20 protein-coding genes are annotated in these 18,717 nt (G+C 60.2%); 14 read left to right on the top strand and 6 right to left on the bottom strand.

Translation table 11 applies throughout. The annotated features are described in order from the left end of the window. Window positions 1–510 precede the first annotated feature (510 nt). The 3 genes from WOB96_RS01950 (at window position 511) to WOB96_RS01940 (ending at window position 3,442) form a co-directional block, all read left to right on the top strand. Entirely contained in the window at window positions 511–1,677 is a 1,167-nt protein-coding gene (locus tag WOB96_RS01950) for a putative glycoside hydrolase (RefSeq protein WP_341369580.1), read from the top strand. Between the two features lie 133 nt (window positions 1,678–1,810). After that, window positions 1,811–2,983, top strand: a complete 1,173-nt coding sequence (locus tag WOB96_RS01945) for a BaiN/RdsA family NAD(P)/FAD-dependent oxidoreductase (RefSeq protein ID WP_341369579.1) — start codon at window positions 1,811–1,813, stop codon at window positions 2,981–2,983. Between the two features lie 12 nt (window positions 2,984–2,995). Beyond that, the gene (locus WOB96_RS01940) at window positions 2,996–3,442 is read left to right on the top strand and encodes a YaiI/YqxD family protein (protein WP_341369578.1); all 447 of its coding nucleotides are present in this window, start codon (window positions 2,996–2,998) and stop codon (window positions 3,440–3,442) included. Between the two features lie 9 nt (window positions 3,443–3,451). On the opposite strand, the gene WOB96_RS01935 is transcribed toward WOB96_RS01940, so the two are convergent. Next, window positions 3,452–5,194 (bottom strand): DEAD/DEAH box helicase, encoded by a 1,743-nt coding sequence (locus WOB96_RS01935; RefSeq protein WP_341369577.1) that lies wholly within the window; start codon window positions 5,192–5,194, stop codon window positions 3,452–3,454. A gap of 213 nt (window positions 5,195–5,407) precedes the next feature. Here WOB96_RS01935 and msrA point away from each other — a divergent pair, with 213 nt between their 5' ends. Together msrA and WOB96_RS01925 are read left to right on the top strand one after the other, a co-directional pair. Then, entirely contained in the window at window positions 5,408–5,959 is a 552-nt protein-coding gene (msrA, locus tag WOB96_RS01930) for a peptide-methionine (S)-S-oxide reductase MsrA (RefSeq protein ID WP_341369576.1), read from the top strand. Window positions 5,960–5,961: 2 nt separating this feature from the next. Then, window positions 5,962–6,432 carry a GNAT family N-acetyltransferase gene (locus WOB96_RS01925; RefSeq protein WP_341369575.1) on the top strand — a complete coding sequence of 157 codons (471 nt, stop codon included), beginning with the start codon at window positions 5,962–5,964 and terminating at the stop codon, window positions 6,430–6,432. A 7-nt stretch (window positions 6,433–6,439) separates the two neighbouring features. Here WOB96_RS01925 and orn read toward each other — a convergent pair whose 3' ends face one another. Next, on the bottom strand, window positions 6,440–6,985 hold the full coding sequence (gene orn, locus WOB96_RS01920) for an oligoribonuclease (protein ID WP_341369574.1): 546 nt from the start codon (window positions 6,983–6,985) through the stop codon (window positions 6,440–6,442). A gap of 138 nt (window positions 6,986–7,123) precedes the next feature. Between orn and WOB96_RS01915 the strand changes: the two genes are divergently transcribed. Together WOB96_RS01915 and WOB96_RS01910 are read left to right on the top strand one after the other, a co-directional pair. After that, on the top strand, window positions 7,124–7,552 hold the full coding sequence (locus WOB96_RS01915; protein WP_341369573.1) for a hypothetical protein: 429 nt from the start codon (window positions 7,124–7,126) through the stop codon (window positions 7,550–7,552). 79 nt (window positions 7,553–7,631) lie between these two features. Beyond that, entirely contained in the window at window positions 7,632–9,650 is a 2,019-nt protein-coding gene (locus WOB96_RS01910; RefSeq protein WP_341369572.1) for a thioredoxin domain-containing protein, read from the top strand. An 11-nt stretch (window positions 9,651–9,661) separates the two neighbouring features. On the opposite strand, the gene WOB96_RS01905 is transcribed toward WOB96_RS01910, so the two are convergent. From WOB96_RS01905 to WOB96_RS01890, 4 genes are read right to left on the bottom strand one after another with little or no spacing between them, the layout of a single operon-like run. Then, complete coding sequence (locus tag WOB96_RS01905) at window positions 9,662–11,104, bottom strand: bifunctional metallophosphatase/5'-nucleotidase (RefSeq protein WP_341369571.1); 1,443 nt, start codon at window positions 11,102–11,104, stop codon at window positions 9,662–9,664. A gap of 12 nt (window positions 11,105–11,116) precedes the next feature. Then, window positions 11,117–11,902: a sulfite exporter TauE/SafE family protein gene (locus tag WOB96_RS01900; protein ID WP_341369570.1), complete on the bottom strand. Its 786-nt coding sequence runs from the start codon at window positions 11,900–11,902 to the stop codon at window positions 11,117–11,119. Between the two features lie 27 nt (window positions 11,903–11,929). After that, window positions 11,930–12,544, bottom strand: coding sequence for a 7-cyano-7-deazaguanine synthase (locus WOB96_RS01895; protein ID WP_341369569.1), 615 nt, complete (start codon window positions 12,542–12,544; stop codon window positions 11,930–11,932). Continuing rightward, entirely contained in the window at window positions 12,541–13,884 is a 1,344-nt protein-coding gene (locus WOB96_RS01890) for a sigma-54 interaction domain-containing protein (RefSeq protein ID WP_341369568.1), read from the bottom strand. Before WOB96_RS01890 ends, WOB96_RS01895 begins: the two co-directional genes overlap by 4 nt. Before the next feature lie 170 nt (window positions 13,885–14,054). Between WOB96_RS01890 and WOB96_RS01885 the strand changes: the two genes are divergently transcribed. The 7 genes from WOB96_RS01885 to WOB96_RS01855 are packed head-to-tail and all read left to right on the top strand — an operon-like array spanning window position 14,055 to window position 18,709. Beyond that, window positions 14,055–14,720: an MBL fold metallo-hydrolase gene (locus WOB96_RS01885; protein WP_341369567.1), complete on the top strand. Its 666-nt coding sequence runs from the start codon at window positions 14,055–14,057 to the stop codon at window positions 14,718–14,720. Window positions 14,721–14,727: 7 nt separating this feature from the next. Continuing rightward, window positions 14,728–14,919 carry a cytochrome oxidase putative small subunit CydP gene (gene cydP / locus WOB96_RS01880; protein ID WP_341369566.1) on the top strand — a complete coding sequence of 64 codons (192 nt, stop codon included), beginning with the start codon at window positions 14,728–14,730 and terminating at the stop codon, window positions 14,917–14,919. Window positions 14,920–14,937: 18 nt separating this feature from the next. Further along, window positions 14,938–16,557 (top strand): cytochrome ubiquinol oxidase subunit I, encoded by a 1,620-nt coding sequence (locus WOB96_RS01875; RefSeq protein WP_341369565.1) that lies wholly within the window; start codon window positions 14,938–14,940, stop codon window positions 16,555–16,557. A 2-nt stretch (window positions 16,558–16,559) separates the two neighbouring features. Beyond that, the gene (gene cydB, locus WOB96_RS01870) at window positions 16,560–17,699 is read left to right on the top strand and encodes a cytochrome d ubiquinol oxidase subunit II (RefSeq protein WP_341369564.1); all 1,140 of its coding nucleotides are present in this window, start codon (window positions 16,560–16,562) and stop codon (window positions 17,697–17,699) included. A gap of 12 nt (window positions 17,700–17,711) precedes the next feature. Then, entirely contained in the window at window positions 17,712–17,831 is a 120-nt protein-coding gene (gene cydX, locus WOB96_RS01865; RefSeq protein ID WP_341369563.1) for a cytochrome bd-I oxidase subunit CydX, read from the top strand. Between the two features lie 50 nt (window positions 17,832–17,881). Beyond that, the gene (locus WOB96_RS01860; RefSeq protein WP_341369562.1) at window positions 17,882–18,301 is read left to right on the top strand and encodes a group II truncated hemoglobin; all 420 of its coding nucleotides are present in this window, start codon (window positions 17,882–17,884) and stop codon (window positions 18,299–18,301) included. Window positions 18,302–18,334: 33 nt separating this feature from the next. Continuing rightward, entirely contained in the window at window positions 18,335–18,709 is a 375-nt protein-coding gene (locus WOB96_RS01855; protein WP_341369561.1) for a rhodanese-like domain-containing protein, read from the top strand. Window positions 18,710–18,717 lie beyond the last annotated feature (8 nt).

Raw genomic sequence — 18,717 nt, 5'->3', positions numbered from 1 at the left:
ATTCGACCCGGGCCTTTTTGTTGGCCGTGATGCGAAAGGCTGCCGTTCATCGTGGATGGCTATTGTCAGGGGTTAGCTCGAACCCCTGTATCGCTACGAAAAGTTGACGAGAATTGGGTCGGCGCTGTGTCACCGTCCGCTAATAAGTGACAAAAAGCGTCACCACCAGTCTGCACGAAAACATAACTACCGCTTAAAAAACAATACCTTATAAGTTAGGCACCCGTCTTGCTATCCCGCTGTGTACGTCAACATATTGACTGCATCGAGTGGCTTCACGAGATGAAGTCCTTTTGAGAAGACATTCAAGAGGTATTTTTGGTGACTATGCAGCATTTCTCTGTAAGCAAGTCCAAGGCTTTCTGGTTGTTTCCTGTTTTCGTTGCAACGATGGGTTGTCAGGGCGGCTCTTCCTCGGTAAATCCCGAGACCGGTGCGCCAAACAGTGTTCAAGCCGCAGCACCCGCTGGATCCATCTCCACAGGTCCGGATTTCCCCCGGCTGTATGGCATGAACATTGGCGAGAAAAATTACGATGACCCGAACTACCAGAAGGCCTTGAGCCGGCTGGATGTTGCGATCCTGGGTTTCTATCCGGGTTGGAGATCCAGTTATTCTTATGGCGGCTACACGGGTATCCAGGCTGCCGTGAAGGCGATCAAGGACAGGAATCCCAACATCCTGCTTGGCCAGTACACCATTCTGAACGAAGCGCCACTGGCCTCGAACTCCAAGTACTCGGCAGATGCGGACAAGGCACGGAAGCTGGACAACGAGAACTGGTGGCTGCGCAAGGCTGACGGTTCCATGACCCGTTGGACCAGTGGTTTTGATGCCTATGACATCAATCTGACCGCATTCACCCGCAAGGATGCCCAGGGCAAGCAGTGGCCGCAGTGGCTGGCCGAGCGGGACTACAACAAATACTTCAAGCCGGTGCCGCAGTTCGACATCTGGTACTTCGACAATGTGTTCGAGAAGAATCGCATCACGGATGCGGACTGGAACCTCGATAGGGTCAATGACAAGAACGGTGATGCGAAGATGATTGCCGCGCACCGCGCCGGCCACGTTGCGGAGTGGCGGCGAGCCCGTGAGTTGCGCTCCGGCATCATGCTGATGGGCAACATGGACCATGACGTTTCCATGCCCGAGTACAAGGGCAAGATGGAAGGTGCCTTCCTGGAAGGCGCCATGGGCAAGTCCTGGTCCATGGAGAAGAACAAGGGCTGGGCGGCGATGATGACTTGGTATCACAACACCATGATCAACACCGCGGCACCCAAGATCGTGGGCTTCAATGTCTGGGGCAAGCCCACTGACTACAGGTTCTTCCGCTATGCCTTTGCTTCAACCCTGATGGACGACGGCTATTTCTCCTTCACGGATGAGGCCAAGGGTTACAGCTCGGTGCCATGGTTCGACGAGTATGACGTCAGCCTGGGCCGGCCGGTGGAAGGCGCGCAGACCAAGGCCTGGCAGAAAGGCGTGTACCGCCGCGTGTACGAGAAGGGCATGGCGCTGGTCAATCCCACCGGCAGCAGCGTGACCGTGAATGTGGGTAGCGGTTACAAGCGCATCGCCGGCAATCAGGATCGCGGCGTCAACAATGGCCAGGCAGTCAGCGGCAATATCACCATTCCCGCCAAGGACGGTATCGTGCTCGTCAAGGGCTGATGCCAGACTGCTTCGGTAGTACAACAGGCCCGGGCCATTCGACCCGGGCCTTTTTTGCGTGTAGCTCCCGGTTTCACCCTTTGCCAGGCCATGTAGTACGCTGTATGCCGCGAATGGCTAATGATGGCGGACGATGATGCCTGGTAAGGACGTAGTGGTGATTGGTGGCGGGGCGGCCGGCATGATGTGCGCCATCGAGGCAGGCAAGCGCGGCCGCTCGGTGCTGATCATCGATCATTCCCCGAAACTTGCGGAAAAGATCCGCATTTCCGGCGGCGGTCGCTGCAATTTCACCAATCTGCATGCCCGGCCGGAAAACTATCTCTCAGAAAATCCCCATTTCTGTCGTTCCGCCCTGGCGCGCTACACACCAAGGGACTTCATCGCTCTCGTGGAAAGGCAAGGCATTGGCTATCACGAAAAGAAGCTCGGCCAGCTATTCTGTGATGGGAGTTCCCAACAGATCATTGAAATGCTCAAGCGCGAATGCGATGCGGTGGGCGTGCAATGGTGGCAACCCTGCCAGGTGCGGAGGGTGACCCAGGGTGGAGATTTCAGGCTAAGCACGGACCGGGGCGAGGTCCGGGCCGATTCCCTGGTGATTGCCAGCGGCGGGCTCTCGATCCCGCAGATCGGCGCCAGCCCCTTTGGTTACCGCATTGCCGAGCAGTTCGGCATCGCCGTGACGCCCCTGCGCCCGGCCCTGGTGCCGCTGACTTTCGCGCCGGAAGACCTTGCGCACTATGCCGGGATTCCGGGCATCAGCATCGACGCCGTTGTCAGTGCCGGGGGCATGCAGTTTCGCGAAAACCTGCTGATCACCCATCGCGGACTCAGTGGCCCGGCCATTCTGCAGGCATCTTCCTACTGGCGCCCCGGCGAGATGATCCACATCGATCTCCTGCCGGATGAGGACGCCGAGGCCCTGCTGCTCGAACATCGCTGGAGTCAGATGCAACTGGCCAATCTCCTGGGGCGCTATCTGCCCAAGCGCTTTGCCCAGGCCTGGAGTGCCGCCGTTCTCCCTTCCCGGCCCATGCAGCAGTATTCGGAACAGGAGCTCAGGATGCTGGCCGCGCGTCTGCATGGCTGGCAGCTCAGGCCGAGTGGCACGGTCGGGTACAAGAAGGCGGAGGTGACATTGGGCGGGATAGATACGCGCGAGCTATCCTCCAAGACCATGGAGGCCCGCAAGGTGCCGGGGCTCTATTTCATTGGTGAGGTGGTCGATGTCACCGGCCAGCTCGGGGGCTACAATTTCCAGTGGGCCTGGGCCTCGGGCTATGCGGCCGGGCAGTATGTCTGAAAAGGAGTGATCATGCAGATCTGGGTGGATGCTGATGCCTGTCCCAATCCCATCAAGGAGATCCTGTTTCGGGCGGCGCAGAGAAGAGAGGTCATGCTGACCCTGGTGGCCAATCGGGCCTTGCAGACTCCCGCCTCCCGCTTCATCCGGTGCATTCAGGTCGGCGCGGGTTTTGACGTGGCGGACAAGGCCATCGAGTCTCAGGTCGAGCCCGGCGATCTGGTGATCACCGCGGACATTCCACTGGCAGCGGCTGTTGTTGAAAAAGGCGCTCAGGCCCTTGACCCGCGTGGCGAGCTATATACCAGGGAAAACATCCGCGAGCGCCTGTCGATCCGCAACCTGATGGAAGAAATGCGGGGCAGCGGCATGGAAATCGGCGGCCCGGCAGCCTTCGTGGCCGCGGACCGTCAGGCCTTTGCCAACCAGCTGGACCGCTTTCTCACCGCCAGATCCTGAGCCAGCTGGCTATGGGTGCCGGTCCATGGGCCGTGCTATCTGCACATTGACCTTCTTGCCGCGCAGCTTGGTCTGGCGCAGGGCATTGATGACATTGTCGGCTTCGGCATTCGGTACCTCGACGAAGGCCGTCCGGTCAAGGATGTCGATGGCGCCGATGCTGCGGCCACTGATGCCGGCCTCATTGCTGATCGCACCGACCAGATCGCCCGGCCGCAAGCCATCCTGCCGGCCAATGCCAATGAAGAGCCGCGCCATGCCAGGCTCTGGTTGCTCGCCATCGGCCGCGATTTCCTGAGCGATGTTCGTATCGTTACCTTGCTGGCTTTGCCAGAGCATCTGCAGGGCGGCGGCGGCGATTTCAGCCGGATCAAACTCGTCCGCGAGCTCTTCCACGGTGGCCAGATGGCCATCAAAGGCGTTTGCTTCCAGGGTCTCGCGCAGGGTTTCCTTGAACACCGCCCGACGGCGCGCGGCAATGTCCGCGGCAGTGGGCAGGTGCGCCGGCTTGATGCTGGTGCCGATCATGCGTTCGATGGTCTGCAGCTGGCGCCGCTCGCGCCGCTCGATCAGGGTCATCGCGTCTCCGGTGCGCCCGGCCCGACCGGTGCGCCCGATGCGGTGTACGTACTGCTCCACGTCAAAGGGGATATCGTAGTTGATGACGTGCGTGACGGTATCGATATCCAGGCCCCGGGCGGCGACGTCGGTGGCAACCAGGATGTCGGCCTGTCCCTCGCGAAAGCGCCGCAACACCTTGTCGCGCTCCGGCTGGCCCATGTCGCCGTGCAGTGGCTCGGCACCATAGCCGCGCAGGCGCAGGGCCTCGGCGACATCATTGGTGGCCTGGCGGGTACGGCAGAAAATGATGGTCGGGCCGGGGGTCTCCATGTCCAGTACGCGGGCCAGTGACTCGAGTTTCTGGCCGGGTGGTACTTCATAGTAGCTCTGCTGGATCCTTTCCACCGTGCGCTGCTTGGACTGAATGGCAATATGCACAGGATCCTTCAGGAACCGACGCATCAGGGCCGCCACGCGCGGCGGCATGGTCGCCGAGAAAAAGGCCGTCTGCCGGCTTTCCGGCAGCTCGCTCAGAATGGCCTCGACATCATCCAGAAAGCCAAGGGCCAGCATTTCATCGGCCTCATCGAGGGTGCAGAACCTGACCTGATCCAGGGCAAGCGAGCCGCGGCGCAGATGATCGAGAATTCGCCCGGGCGTGCCCACCACGATCTGGGCGCCGGCACGCAGGGCGCGGATCTGCCGATCGATGGGCTGGCCGCCATAGACCGGCACCACCCTTAGTCCCGTATGCCGGGCAAGATCATGGATGCCGCCCGCGACCTGCACCGCCAGTTCGCGCGTGGGCGCGAGCACCAGGGCCTGGGTCTCCCGGCGCGCGGCATCGGTCAGGTGGATCAGGGGCAGGGCAAAGGCGGCGGTCTTGCCGGTACCGGTCTGCGCCTGGCCGATGAGATCGCGCCCGGTCAGCAGCACGGGAACGGTCTGTGCCTGGATCGGCGTCGGTGCCTCGAAGCCGAGCTCCTGGATCGCCCTCAGGATGGGTTCGGACAGGCCCAGTTCATCGAAGCTGGTGGCCTGCGGCATGTCCTGGAAAGGGGAGGGGGCGCCAAAACTGACGGGAGCGGTCTGCCTTTCCGGCTTGCCATAGGACCTGCCACGGGAGGCTGGCTTGTTTTCCCTGGACCGATAAGACCGTCCATCCGCTGCATTTCTTGGTGCTTTCGGCATATTCCCTCCAGTGTTCAAGTTGGTCAGGCTACCCCTTCAGAACATCGCCGTAGACGTCAGAGCAGCGTGAATAACCGTGGAGTTTACCAGATTGCTAGGGTTCGGGAGGACATTCCTAAGCCTGAGCAGGCGCGGCGGAGAGGTGGCGCTTGCAGCAGCACAATCTCCTGTGCCAAGGTAGGCATGAATTCTTCCAATGACGAGGTGTCCGGGATGGGAACGTCACAGGAAAACACCGAAATTGCCACCCTGGGTGGTGGCTGCTTCTGGTGCCTTGAAGCCGTGTTTCAGCAGCTAAAAGGTGTAAAGGAAGTGATTTCCGGCTATGCCGGCGGTCAGGTGGAGAATCCTGATTATCGGCAGGTCTGCTCCGGCACCACCGGACATGCCGAGGTCGTCCAGATCCATTTTGACCCAGCCGTGATCAGCTACCGGGATCTGTTGGACGTGTTCTTCACGATTCACGACCCGACCACCCTGAATTGTCAGGGCGCGGATGTCGGCACGCAGTACCGTTCGGTCATTTTCCATCACAGTCCCGAGCAGCAGCAGGTTGCTGAAACCACCATCCGGGAACTGGAATCTGCCGGAGTCTGGAATGCCCCGATTGTCACCGAAGTCCTGCCGGCCCCGCATTTCTATCCAGCCGAGGTCTATCACAAGGACTACTACGCCCGAAATCCTGACCAGGGTTACTGCCGTATCGTCATTGCCCCGAAAGTCGCCAAGCTGCGGCAGAAATATATGGACAGGCTCAAGGCTTAGGCATGCTGACGCTGCAACTGTCAGAGTGGCCGTCCATCAGCGAAGTGCCCTCACCAGGCTGCCCCAATGAGGTCCTGCAAAAGGCGTTTTTCGTGCGATCCCTGGTTTTCTGTGGCGAGCAGGGAATAGGCTATGCCCTGGAATATGACGGTCTGGATGCCGAGGCCATTCATATCCTGGGGCGGGTCGGGGAAGAGCCGGTTGCGTCAGGACGCATCCGTTTTCCGGGTAAGCACGCCAAGCTCGAACGCATCGCCGTGCGCGCCCCTTGGCGTGGCAAAGGCTACGGGCATCAACTCACGGCGTTCATGATCCAGGCCGCCGAGGCACGTGGTTTTGCAAGGCAGAAGATCCATGCCCAGGCGCACCTGCAAGCCTTTTATGCGGTTCATGGCTTCCGCGCCCTGGGCGAGCCCTTCATGGAAGCCGGGATCGAGCACGTCCTGATGCAGCGAGGATTTCCAGCGGGCTGATGATTCTTCAGCCATCGATGAACAGGCGCTTTCGATAAAAGCGCAATTCATCCAGGGATTCGCGAATGTCGTCCAGCGCCTGATGGCTTTCGCGCTTCTCGAATTTCGGCATCCAGGGATACCAGCGGGCCTGCAATTCCTTGAGCGTGCTGACATCCAGGTTGCGATAATGGAAGTAGGCTTCGAGCTTTGGCATGTAGCGGGCCAGAAAGCGGCGATCCTGACAGATGCTGTTGCCGCACATGGGCGAGGCCCCGGCCGGCACATGCGCGGCCAGAAAATCGAGACAGCGCTGCTCGGCCTCGGTTTCACTGGTCTTTGATTGGCGTACCCGCTCGATCAGGCCCGAGGCCCCATGGGTGCGCTGGTTCCATTCGTCCATGCCAGCCAGGGTAGCTTCGGATTGGTGTACTGCAATCACCGGTCCCTCAGCCAGCAGGTTCAGGGCTTCATCGGTAATCAGCAGGGCGACTTCCAGAATGCGGTCGTTTTCAGGGTCCAGCCCGGTCATTTCAAGATCGATCCAGATCAGGTTCTTGGGATGCTCGTTCACGCCTTGTCCTTTCAGGTCAAATGCCAAGCTTACTTCAACTGCCCTTTGCGGATAAACTTTCCTTTGCAGTATAAACACGGGTTGCGCCGCAGCAGCGGGAGATCCTGTTGCGGGCTGGGCGAATGATCTGGAGAGAGCATGGGCGAGTTTACGGAAAAGTTCAGTAAGGGCACTTTCAAGGGCATTCTGCGCTGGCCGCAGTGGGACGCCTTCCTGGAGGTGCTGCGGGCCCGCAACGATGGCCAGTGGTATGTGTATTTTATCGGAGAAGGTGTGCCTGCAGCCCCCCTTTCCACCGAGGCCTTCCTCCGATTCCTGGAAGAAATCGACACCCTGCTGCGGCGCGATCACGACGAGGACTATCTCGGCATCGTCTATGCCGATGACCTGCAGGATCCAGGCATGGTGAAGATCTTCGATCCCAACAATCTTGGTTCTTCCTGCGGCTCCAGTGGCGAGCTGATCCTGCCGGGCTGGATCCTGAGCCGCCTGGCCCCGGAAGACCTCAAAAGTCAGCAGATCACGCCCGAAGGCCGGCGGCGCTGGTGGAACCGGCTGTTTGGCTGATTCACCAAAGTCGGAGCGGCCCGGTCCGAACCCGTCAGGCGGGTGGCAGTCATAACATGTAAATCACAAAGGGACTGCCATGCCTAATCACCTCGCAAAAGAGACGAGCCCCTATCTGCGGCAGCACGCCGACAACCCGGTGGACTGGTATCCCTGGGGAGAGGAGGCCTTGAACCGCGCCCGCCAGGAAGACAAGCCCATCCTGCTGTCGATCGGCTACTCCGCCTGCCACTGGTGCCATGTCATGGCTCATGAGTCCTTCGAGGACCCGGACGTGGCTTCGGTCATGAACCAGCTCTTCATCAACATCAAGGTGGATCGCGAGGAGCGGCCGGATCTGGATCATATCTATCAGCTCGCCCACAGCATGCTGACCCAGCGCAATGGCGGCTGGCCGCTGACCATGGTGCTCACGCCCGATCAGGTTCCCTATTTCGCGGGCACTTATTTCCCGAAATCCCCTCGCTACGGGCTGCCGGGTTTCGCGGATCTCTTAAGACGCGTCGAGGACCTGTATCGGAATCGGCGCGAGGACGTTGCCGAACAGAATGCCTCTCTGCTCGAAGCGCTACAGGGCAGTGGCGGCGCGGGCCCAGGCTCCGGCGAGATCAGCCGGGCGCCCCTGGAAGCGGCCCGGGCGCGACTCAAGGAGAGTTTCGACCCCCGCTTTGGCGGCTTTGGCGAGGCCCCAAAGTTTCCGCATCCAGGCGATCTTTTCTATCTCCTGCGGGACTACGCCATCCATGGCGACACCGATTCGCGCCACATGGCCTGTTTCACTCTGCGCAAGATGGCCGAGGGTGGGCTGTATGATCAGCTCGGCGGCGGATTTTATCGCTACAGCGTTGATGAGCAATGGCTGATCCCGCACTTTGAGAAGATGCTCTATGACAATGGCCTGCTGCTTGCCGCCTACGCCGAGGCTGCGGGTATCTGCCGGGACAGCGATTTTCATGCGGTGATCGAGGACACGGTGGCCTGGGCCCTGCGCGAGATGCGTGATCCCCAGGGCGGTTTTTACTCAGCCCTGGATGCTGATACCGAAGGCGGGGAAGGGGCCTTTTACGTCTGGACCCCGAAGCAAGTGCAGGGGCTTCTGACACCCGAGGAGTACGCCGTCTTCGCGCCGCGCTTTGGTCTTGAAGGTCCGGCCAATTTCGAGGGCCACTTCTGGCATCTCTTTCTGGATCGTCCCTTGGGGGAGGTGGCCAGCAGTCAGGGGCTGGACACCGAGGCCGCACAGGCGCTGATCCGTAGCGCCCGCGAAAAGCTCTTTGTCGCCCGTGAAAAACGCGCGCGTCCCGGGCTCGACAACAAGGTGCTCACCAGCTGGAACGGGCTGATGATTCAGGGGCTGGCCCGCGCCGCCTCCGCTCTTGACCGGCCCGACTGGACCCGCGCCGCCCAGCAGGCCGTGGATTTCATCCGCCGCGAGCTCTGGCGGGATGGGCGGCTGCTGGCCACCTATACCGCAGGGCAGGCTAGGCTCAACGCCTATCTCGATGACTATGCCTTTCTCCTGAATGGTCTGCTGGAGCTGATGCAGGCAGAATTCCGCTCCGAGGACCTTGCCTTTGCCCGGAACCTGGCCGATGTGCTGCTCGAAGAATTCGAGGACAAGGAGGAAGGGGGCTTCTTCTTTACCGGGCATAGTCATGAGCAGCTCATCCAGCGCCCGAAAAATGCCTTCGATGCCGCCACCCCGGCCGGCAATAGCGTGGCGGCCTTTGCCCTGCAACGGCTGGGGCATTTGCTGGGCGACATGCGTTATCTGCATGCCGCCGAACGAACCCTGCGCAGCTTCTATGGCATGCTTGAGCGCTTTCCCGGCAGCGGCGCGAGCATGTTGCTGGTGCTCGAGGAGTATCTCAGCCCGCCACGCATCGTGATTTTGCGCGGCGAAGCAGAGCGTCTGCCCGAGTGGCGGCGGGCGCTGGAGGCCCAGCGCAAGCCCGACGACATGATCCTGGCGCTGCCAAACGGCTTGAGCGACCTACCCGATGCACTGAACAAGCCCCAGGGGCATCCGGTCGGCGCCTGGATCTGTCAGGGTGTGACCTGCTCGCCGGAGGTAACGGATCTCTCGCAACTGATCTAGACTGATCTGTTCTATACCGCCACCACGCTGCCGTGCAGGTTGGCGTTCGCCGGGTCATGACGGGCAAGGTATCTTTCGAGCGCCTCGATGGCATGTATTTCCAGATGCCGGCGATTGCTGCCGTATTTCGCCGGCACGCCCTGTTCGGTGATGAAGGCGCAGGTGTAGGAGCGTTCAGGGTCAAGCAGCTCGCCATCGACAAAGAAACGCTGGATGCGCAGCCCCGGTTTGTTTTCCACCTTGATGTAGATGTTCACGCCCAGGCAACGCTTCACATAACCCCCCATCTGCTGATAAGGGTCGCAGGCGAAGGTTCGCTCCAGGTTCTCTTCCATCATGTCCCAGAGTTCCCGACCGCTAAGTTCAACCACGGATATCGGCGGGTTGGTGGGCACGATGTTCCACAGATCATTCATGGTCATCGGGCCGGGTATCACCGGCGCGCCATAGCGCCAGCCGTTGGAAAAGGCGATTTTGGTGCCGGCTGCTTCGGCTATGGCCTGGAGCAGCAGATTGTCCATGGTAGCTTCCAGGACCGTATTGCGGTTCAGCGCCGTCGCAGTATGACCGACCACCCGCTCAAGCATCGCCCGGTGCGGCGCCATGATGTCATCGATCATTTGCTGCATCGCCGGATCCGCTGGGATGGACTGATCCACCACCAGCAAGCGATGGCGCCACTCGCGGATCCTTCCTGCCTCGATCTCCAGGTCCAGACGCCCAACAAAGGAGCCGTGACAGCCCGACTGCATGATGATCGCGCCATTGATCACCTTGGCATCATAGACCCGGTTGTGAGTGTGACCACTGAGCAGCACGTCGATGCCGTCCACCTGCTCGGCCAGTTTCACTTCCTGCGGAAAACCCAGGTGCGACAGGACCACGATCAGATCCACCTTTTCCGTTTCGCGCAGGTGGCGGATATGGCCGGGCAGTTCGTCGCGCCCCAGAGTGAAGCGCAGGCCGGTACTGAAATGCGGCGGCATGGTCTTGTCGATGATGGTCGCCGCAATCCCGATCACCCCGATCCTGATCCCGGCGCGCTCCAGGATGCGGTAGGGCGGGAAGACCAGCTCATCACTGTCCTTGTCATAGCAGTTGATGGCGAGCATGGGATAATGCAGCGCCTGCACGATCTTGCCGAACTGGGCCGGGCCATAGGCGAACTCCCAATGTGCCGTCATGCCATCCAGCCCCAGCGCATTCAGGGGCTCGATGAAGGCCTCGCCCCGGGAATGCACGCCGGCGTAGGTGCCGTGGATGGTGTCGCCGTTATCCAGTGCAATCACAGCATCCGGATGCTCGGCGCGCGCCTGTGAAAACAGGGTGGCGATGCGGGCATAGCCGCCTGCCTCCCGATAAACCGCCTGATCCCCCTCCCAGAACAGTTCCTGATGCGGCTCCAGGTAGGCATGGGTATCGTTGATCTGCAGGATGCAAAGCTGCTGTGACATTGTCATCTCTCCTCAAAATTCCGATCCCGCCTTGAAAAGAAGCACGATCGCATTGATGGTGAGCATGGCCAGTACCAGCCATTGAAAGGTCTTCTGGGGAATCTTGTTATAGATCTTGATGCCTGCCCAGGCGCCCAGAAAAAGCGCGGGCAAGGAGATGGCAGCCAGCAGCATCAGGCTGCTTTCCACCCTTCCTGTAAAAAGCAGCGCGCCGAAGCGATACAGCATCAGGGTGCCGAAAAAGGCGGTGAAGACCGCCTTCATATGTTCCGACTTCCACGCCCCGGTGGCCATCAGGAAGGCGCCGTAAAGGATCATGGGGGGGCCGGGGATGGCAACCGCGCCGCCCAGAATGCCCGCCAGAAATCCCGCCGTGATGCCTGAACCGGTGCTTGGCCTAAAGTTGAGGCCCTTGATCCACTGCTTGCCCTTGGGGGAAATACGGGCAAAGGCGATCAAGGCCACCGAGACCAGCAAGGTCAACGCGATCGCGATCTGCAGGATGCGTTTGTCCATCTGACTGAAAAAATACATGCCCAGGGGCATGCCGAACGCAAGGCCGATCACTGGCACCAGCCAGTCCCGCAGGGTGAAGCTTCCGCGCACGCTCCACAGCACCCGGGCATTGCTGATCACCGCCAATGGCGTGAATACGATCGAGGCCGCCGCCGGTGGCAAGACAAGTGGTAGAAAGCCCATGCCGACCTGGGCAAAACCGAAACCTGCGATGCCATGGATCAGTGTCGCGACGAAAATGATCAACGAAACGAGGCCTGCTTCCGTCCAGTCTATCGACATGCCTTTCTCCTTGTGAGGGTGAAGTCATCAGGGGGATCGCTGGTAGAAGCCGGGTCTTTCGGGCACGCCCGCTTCAGCAAAGGCAGCCTGGCGCTTGAGGCACTGCGGGCAGCGGCCACAATGCCTGTCGTATCCCAATAGACAGCTATAGGTGCTGGAATAATCCATCCCGAGCGCCTGCCCCTGGCGAATGATCTCGGCCTTGGTAATATTAACCAGGGGTGTGCGGATACATATCCCACCAAGGGTGTTCGCCATGGCCTGAAAGCGCTCGATGAATGCCGGTGTGGCACTGGGATAGGCCTGGGTATCCTCGCGATTCAGGGCCAGGAGCAGGCTGTCGGCCCCGATCTGGGTGGCATAGCTCAGCGCGATGCCCAGGATGACCAGATTGCGGTGGGGCAGGGGCACATGCATCTGCTTGCTCTGGCCTGCCCGAAAACTCGCCCCGAGGCTGGCAAGATCCAGCACCTTGAGCGACAGACCCAGTGCCGCGCACTGCGCCTCGGCGGCCTGTCTTTCGCGCCGCGCCGCCCGCTGGCCATAGTCGGCGAAGACTGGCTGCGGCCGGGCCTTGGCCGCTTCCATCCACAGCAACGTGGCGCTTTCCACGCCGCCACTGAGCAGTATCATCTGTGTCATATCTCTTTCCGAACAGGGCTATCTTGCAAGGCCTCCAGCTTGCGATACAGGGTACGTTCGCTCACACCCAACCTATAGGCCAGCTCACGCTTGTTGTTGTTTGCGTGGATCAATGCCCAGCGCAGATAACGGCGCTCGACTTCGTCCAGCGGAATCAGGTCGGGACCGAAAGGCGTGCTGGTGACCGGTCGCGGAGGCGTCTCGGCGCATTCTTCCGGCAGGTGCTCGGGCAGGATGACATCGCCATCACACAGGAGACTTGCGCGTTCGAGAATATTGCGCAATTCGCGGATATTGCCCGGAAAATCATAGTCCGCCAGGCAGTCAAGCGCGGACGGGTGCATGGCGAGCTGCCGCTCGCCCGCAACCCGCGCCAACAGGGAGTTGATGAGCAGCGGCAAGTCTTCCCGTCGTTCGCGCAGAGCGGGCAGGCGGATCGGGAAGGTACTGAGGCGGTAATAGAGATCCTGGCGAAATTGTCCGGAGTCCATCATGGACTTCAGGTCCCGATGGGTGGCGGCGACCAGGCGGAAATCGGCCTTGATGGCCTCGACGCCACCGACACGGCGGTAAGTCCCGGTTTCCAGCAGGCGAAGCAGCTTGACCTGGAGCCCGAGCGGGATGTCTCCGGCCTCGTCCAGAAACAGGGTGCCGCCACGGGCGGCCTCGACCAGCCCCCGGGTGCGTTCATGCGCGCCGGTGAAAGCACCCTTTTCGTGGCCGAACAGCTCGCTCTCGAACAGTGTTTCCGTCAGGCCTGAACAGTCCACCGGCACGAAGGGCCCCTTGGCCCGGGTACTGGCCTCGTGCAGGGCCAGGGCCACCAGTTCCTTGCCGGTACCCGACTCGCCCTGCAAGAGCACGTTTGCATGGGATGGCGCGACGCGCTCGATCAAATGCAGCATCCGGTTGAAGGCCGGCGAGCGCCCCACCAGACCTCGCTCGCTGGGTTTGGCACTGGCGTGATGATTCGACTGCATCACCTCCACGAAATAGATGATCTCCCCCTTGGCATTGCGTATCGGAAAGATCTCCACGTCCACGTGTTCCTGTCCACGAGGAGAGTGGTGCAGGTGAAGCACGCGCTGTGGCTGGCCTGATGTCTGGCTGCTTTTGAGCGGACAATCCTCGCCGGCTTCAGAGCAGGGGGCGGCGTAGTGATGGGAAACCTCATAGCAATGCCGATGGTGTACCGGCTGGTTTTCGCCGAATTCGCGCCGATAGGCCTTGTTGGCGGCCTGAATCCTGAAACTCGCATCCAGGATGACGGCTGGCTGCTTGAGGATGTCAAGAAGTCCGGTGATCTCGGGAAGCTGTCGGGAAGCAATGGGAGTTGACATGCGCCTTTTCCAGAAATGGCAGATAAGGCTGCCTCTTTGCCAATTATGACATACATTGTGTCATAAGACCAAAGGCCGTGGTGATGCTGGAGCGCAGTGGGTCCGGACCAACGTTTGCAAGTATCTGTTTATAAAGAAAAACCTCGTGTGCATCCGGGCTGGCACGCAGCTTGCTAGATATACCTGTCAAGCAGTTGCCCGAGGACGCCATGATTTTCAAACAGATGCTCAATCCGCCGCGTGCCAGTTTCAGTTATCTGATCTGTGACCCGGTAACGCGCGAAACCTTGTTGATCGACCCCGACCAGGATCACTGCGATGCTTATCTTGCTTTCCTGAGTCACCTCGACCTGAGTCTCTCCTATATCCTGCTCACTCGCCCGCAGGCGGCGGTGCTCGGAGCCATTCCACGGCTCAAACTGAAGCACGAGGCGCGTGTGGTCGGCGTGGACCTCAATCGTAGCGAGGACATCGATCTGAAAATGCAGCCCGGTGACGTGCTGTATCTGGGAGAGGAGCGCATCGAGCTGTTGCCCCTGCCGCAATCTCCCGATGCCGTGGCCTACCGCTGGAACGACAGATTGTTCATGGAGATGGCCAAAACCGGCGACTTGCCGGACAGTTTATCCGGCCTGCCAGGCGAGACCCTGATCTATCCCGGCGTTTTGCTCAACGACTGCTGGGTTTCCTGTGTCGCCAGGGAACGTGAATCCAGGACCTCTTGCCAGTATCCGGAATTGGCGGCGTACAAGGAACCCTGCTGCGCGGAACTGAGGCCGGACAGCGCTTCCCAGGAAGCCTCGGCTTGCCGACTTCCGCATATGGCCAACATGTGAGGGAATCATGAATCTCGACTTTCTTCGCCAAAGACAAGGCGCGCTGGCACGCGAGATCCTGCTCGTCCTGCTCATCAAGCTTGCCATCATATTTGCCATCAAGGCTGTTTTCTTCAGCCATCCGATCGACGATGAACTGAGTGGAGACCGCGTACAGGCGGTGCTGCTCGGCCCTGGCTCGAATATAACCAAACCCTGAACTCAATAGAGGGACGATATGGACAGCGTGGTTGATCTTTCCCGTCTGCAATTTGCCGTAACGGCCTTGTATCACTTTCTATTCGTGCCCCTGACACTGGGCATGACCTTTCTGCTGGTCATCATGGAATCGGTCTATGTCATGACCGGCAAGGAAATCTACAAGGACATGGTCAGGTTCTGGGGCAAGCTCTTCGGCATCAACTTTGCCTTGGGCGTGACCACCGGCATCACCATGGAATTCCAGTTCGGTACCAACTGGGCGTATTACTCGCATTACGTGGGTGACATCTTCGGCGCGCCGCTGGCCATCGAAGGCCTCATGGCCTTCTTCCTGGAGTCCACCTTCATCGGTCTGTTCTTCTTCGGCTGGGACCGACTGAGCAAGGTCAAGCATCTGCTGGTGACCATCGCCATGGCCGTGGGCTCGAATCTGTCGGCGCTGTGGATCCTGATCGCCAACGGCTGGATGCAGAATCCGGTCGGCTCGGTCTTCAGCCCGGTCACCATGCGCATGGAAATGAGCGACTTCGCGGCGGTGATCTTCAATCCCGTGGCGCAGGCCAAATTCGTGCATACGGTAAGCGCCGGCTACGTGACCGGTTCCCTGTTCGTGCTTGGCATCAGCGCCTTCTACCTGCTCAGGGGCCGCGATGTCGAGTTTGCCAAGCGATCCTTCCGCATCGCCGCGGCCTTCGGCTTTGCTTCGGCGCTCTCGGTGATCGTGCTGGGTGATGAGTCAGGGTACACCGCGGGCGAGCATCAGATGGCCAAGATCGCAGCCATCGAGGCCATGTGGCATACCGAGCCGGCGCCGGCGAGCTTCAATCTGATCGCCTGGCCCAATGAAGAGAAAAAGGAGAATGACTGGGCCATTCAGATTCCCTATGTGCTCGGCCTGATCGCCACGCGCTCCACCACCGAGGAACTGCCGGGACTCGTGGAACTGGAACAGCTGGCCGCCGAGCGCATCCGTAACGGCATACCCGCTGTCACCGCCCTGGAACGCCTGCGTGCCGACAAGCAGGATCAGCAGGCCCGAGCGGTCTTCGATGCGCACAAGCAGGACCTGGGCTATGCCCTGTTGCTCAAGAAATACACCAGCGATGTGTCCAAGGCCACCCCGGCCATGATTCAAAGCGCCGCGGCGGATACCACGCCCAGGGTAACCCCGCTGTTCTGGTCGTTTCGCATCATGGTGGGACTTGGATTCTCCTTCCTGCTGCTCTTTGGCCTGGCGCTCTGGTATTCGGCCAAGGACAGCTTTGCCGAAAAGCGCTGGCTGCTGCGCTGGTCACTGCTCTGGATACCCATGCCCTTTGTCGCGGCCGAAACGGGCTGGATCGTTGCCGAAATGGGCAGGCAACCCTGGACCATCAATGGCGTGCTGCCCACGCACCTGTCCGTTTCGACCCTGTCGGCCGCTGATCTGATGGGCTCCCTGGCGGGATTCGTCCTCTTCTACACCGGGCTGTTGATCGTCGAAATGTACCTCATGCTGAAGTACGCGCGTCAGGGACCGTCCAGCTTGCATACCGGGCGTTATCACGGCGAGAAGACACAGGTGGTCGACATCCATCCCACCGGAGGCGCCGTGATCGTATCAGGCGCGGCCGTAGCCAAGAACCTGGAGGCTTGAACATGCTGGATTATGAATCCCTGAAACTGATCTGGTGGCTGTTTGTCGGCGTACTGCTGCTCGGCTTCGCCATCATGGACGGCCACGACATGGGCATCGGCACGCTGCTGCCCTTCGTTGGCAAGGATGATGTGGAGCGCCGCACCATTCTCAATACCGTTGGACCGCACTGGGATGGCAATCAGGTCTGGTTCATCACCGCCGGCGGGGCAATATTCGCTGCCTGGCCGCTGGTCTACGCCACGGCCTTCTCCGGCTTCTACTGGGCCCTGCTGGCGGTGCTCTGGGCGCTGTTCCTCCGCCCGGTGGGCTTTGATTACCGCAGCAAGCTCGAGAACCCGACCTGGCGCAGTGTCTGGGACTGGGGGCTGTTCGTCGGCGGTTTCGTGCCGCCGCTGATCTTCGGAGTGGCCTTCGGCAATCTTCTGCAAGGCGTGCCCTTCCACTTCGATGACAATCTGCGTTCGTATTACACCGGCACTTTCTTCGCGCTGCTCAATCCCTTCGCCCTGCTGGTTGGCCTCCTGGCCTCGTCCATGATCACCTTTCATGGCGCGCACTTCCTGATGATACGCACGGGCGGTGCGGTCCATGAGCGGGCCCGCAAGGCCAGCCTGATCTTTGGTTCGGCCAGCATCCTGTTCTTCGCCCTGGCGGGCATCTGGGTGATGAACGGCATCAATGGTTTCGTCATCACCAGTCAGGTCGTTGCCGGCGCGCTGCCTGACCCGATGGACAAGACCGTGGTGATGCAGGCGGGGGCCTGGCTGAAGAACTTCGAGGCCATGCCGCTGCTCTGGCTGGTGCCCTTGCTGGGCTTCGTGGGGGCGCTGCTGGGCATGGCGTTTGCCCGCATGGGGCATGCGAAGCTGGCCTTCTGGTCCAGCGCAACCGCCATGATGGGCGTGATCGGTACCGCTGGCGTGGCGATGTTCCCCTTCATTATGCCTTCCAGCACCGATCCGCGAAGCAGCCTGACGGTCTGGGACAGCGTGTCGAGCCAGATGACGCTGGAAATCATGTTCTGGGCCACCCTGATCTTCCTGCCTCTGATCATGCTGTACACGAGTTGGGCCTATCGGGTCATGAGCGGCAAGGTGACGGCCGAACATATCCGCGCCAACGAACATTCCGCTTACTGAAAGGAGATCGATATGTGGTATTTCGCCTGGGGCCTGGGGCTGACCATGGCCGTGTTGCTCGCCATCCTCAATGCCATGTGGTTCGAAGCACGTGAATGCGCCCGTCGCGATAAAGTGTCGGACGGGAACTGAAAATACGGCTCCCGCCATGCCGGGAGCCATGATCGACAAGGAGTAATCACATGTCGCAGGAAAATCCAGCAACATCCGAAAATCCAGCAACACCCTATGAAAAAATTGGCGGCGAGGCCGGTGTCGAGAAGCTGGTGAATCGTTTCTATGACCTGATGGACAGCCTGCCCGAGGCCCGGGAAGTGCGCGCCATACATGCCAAAAGCCTCAAGGGTTCGCGTCGCAAGCTCATCCTGTTCTTGTCGGGTTGGCTCGGTGGTCCCGACCTTTACGTGGAAAAGTACGGGCATCCCCGCCTGAGACAGCGCCATTTCCCCTTTGCCATTGGTGTGCAGGAACGCGACCAATGGCTCATGTGCATGGACCAGTCCCTGCTTGAAAACGTGACGGATGAGCGCTTGCGCCAGGAATTGTCGGTTGCCTTTGCCCGCCTGGGAGATCACATGCGCAATCAGGCGGAAGTCGCCTGATCGTTTTACGGACTTTTATTCAAAGGAAAGACCATGATTCTCAATGTCGAACAAATGGTAGGTGAAGCAAAAACACAAATCCGTGAAGTCGATACGGAAACGGCTCTGCGCATGATAGCCGAGGATGCGGTCGTGCTGGATGTGCGGGAGCCATCGGAATACGCCGCCGGTTCCTTGCCGCGCGCCGTGAATATTCCCCGTGGCGTGCTTGAATTCAGTGTGATCGATCATCCCGCGCTGACGCGGCGCGAGTATCCCATTCTGGTGTATTGTCGCAGCGGTGGGCGCTCGGCCCTGGCGACGCGCACCTTGCAGGACATGGGTTGTGGCCAGGTCGCGTCACTCGCCGGCGGTTTCGAGGCCTGGTCCGCGAAAGCGTTGCCGGTGGCCAGGGATACAGAGAGCTGAGAGTCTTT

The sequence above is a fragment of the Thermithiobacillus plumbiphilus genome (assembly GCF_038070005.1).
Lineage (GTDB): Bacteria > Pseudomonadota > Gammaproteobacteria > Acidithiobacillales > Thermithiobacillaceae > JBBPCO01.
This window is presented reverse-complemented; position numbering and strand designations above follow the sequence as displayed.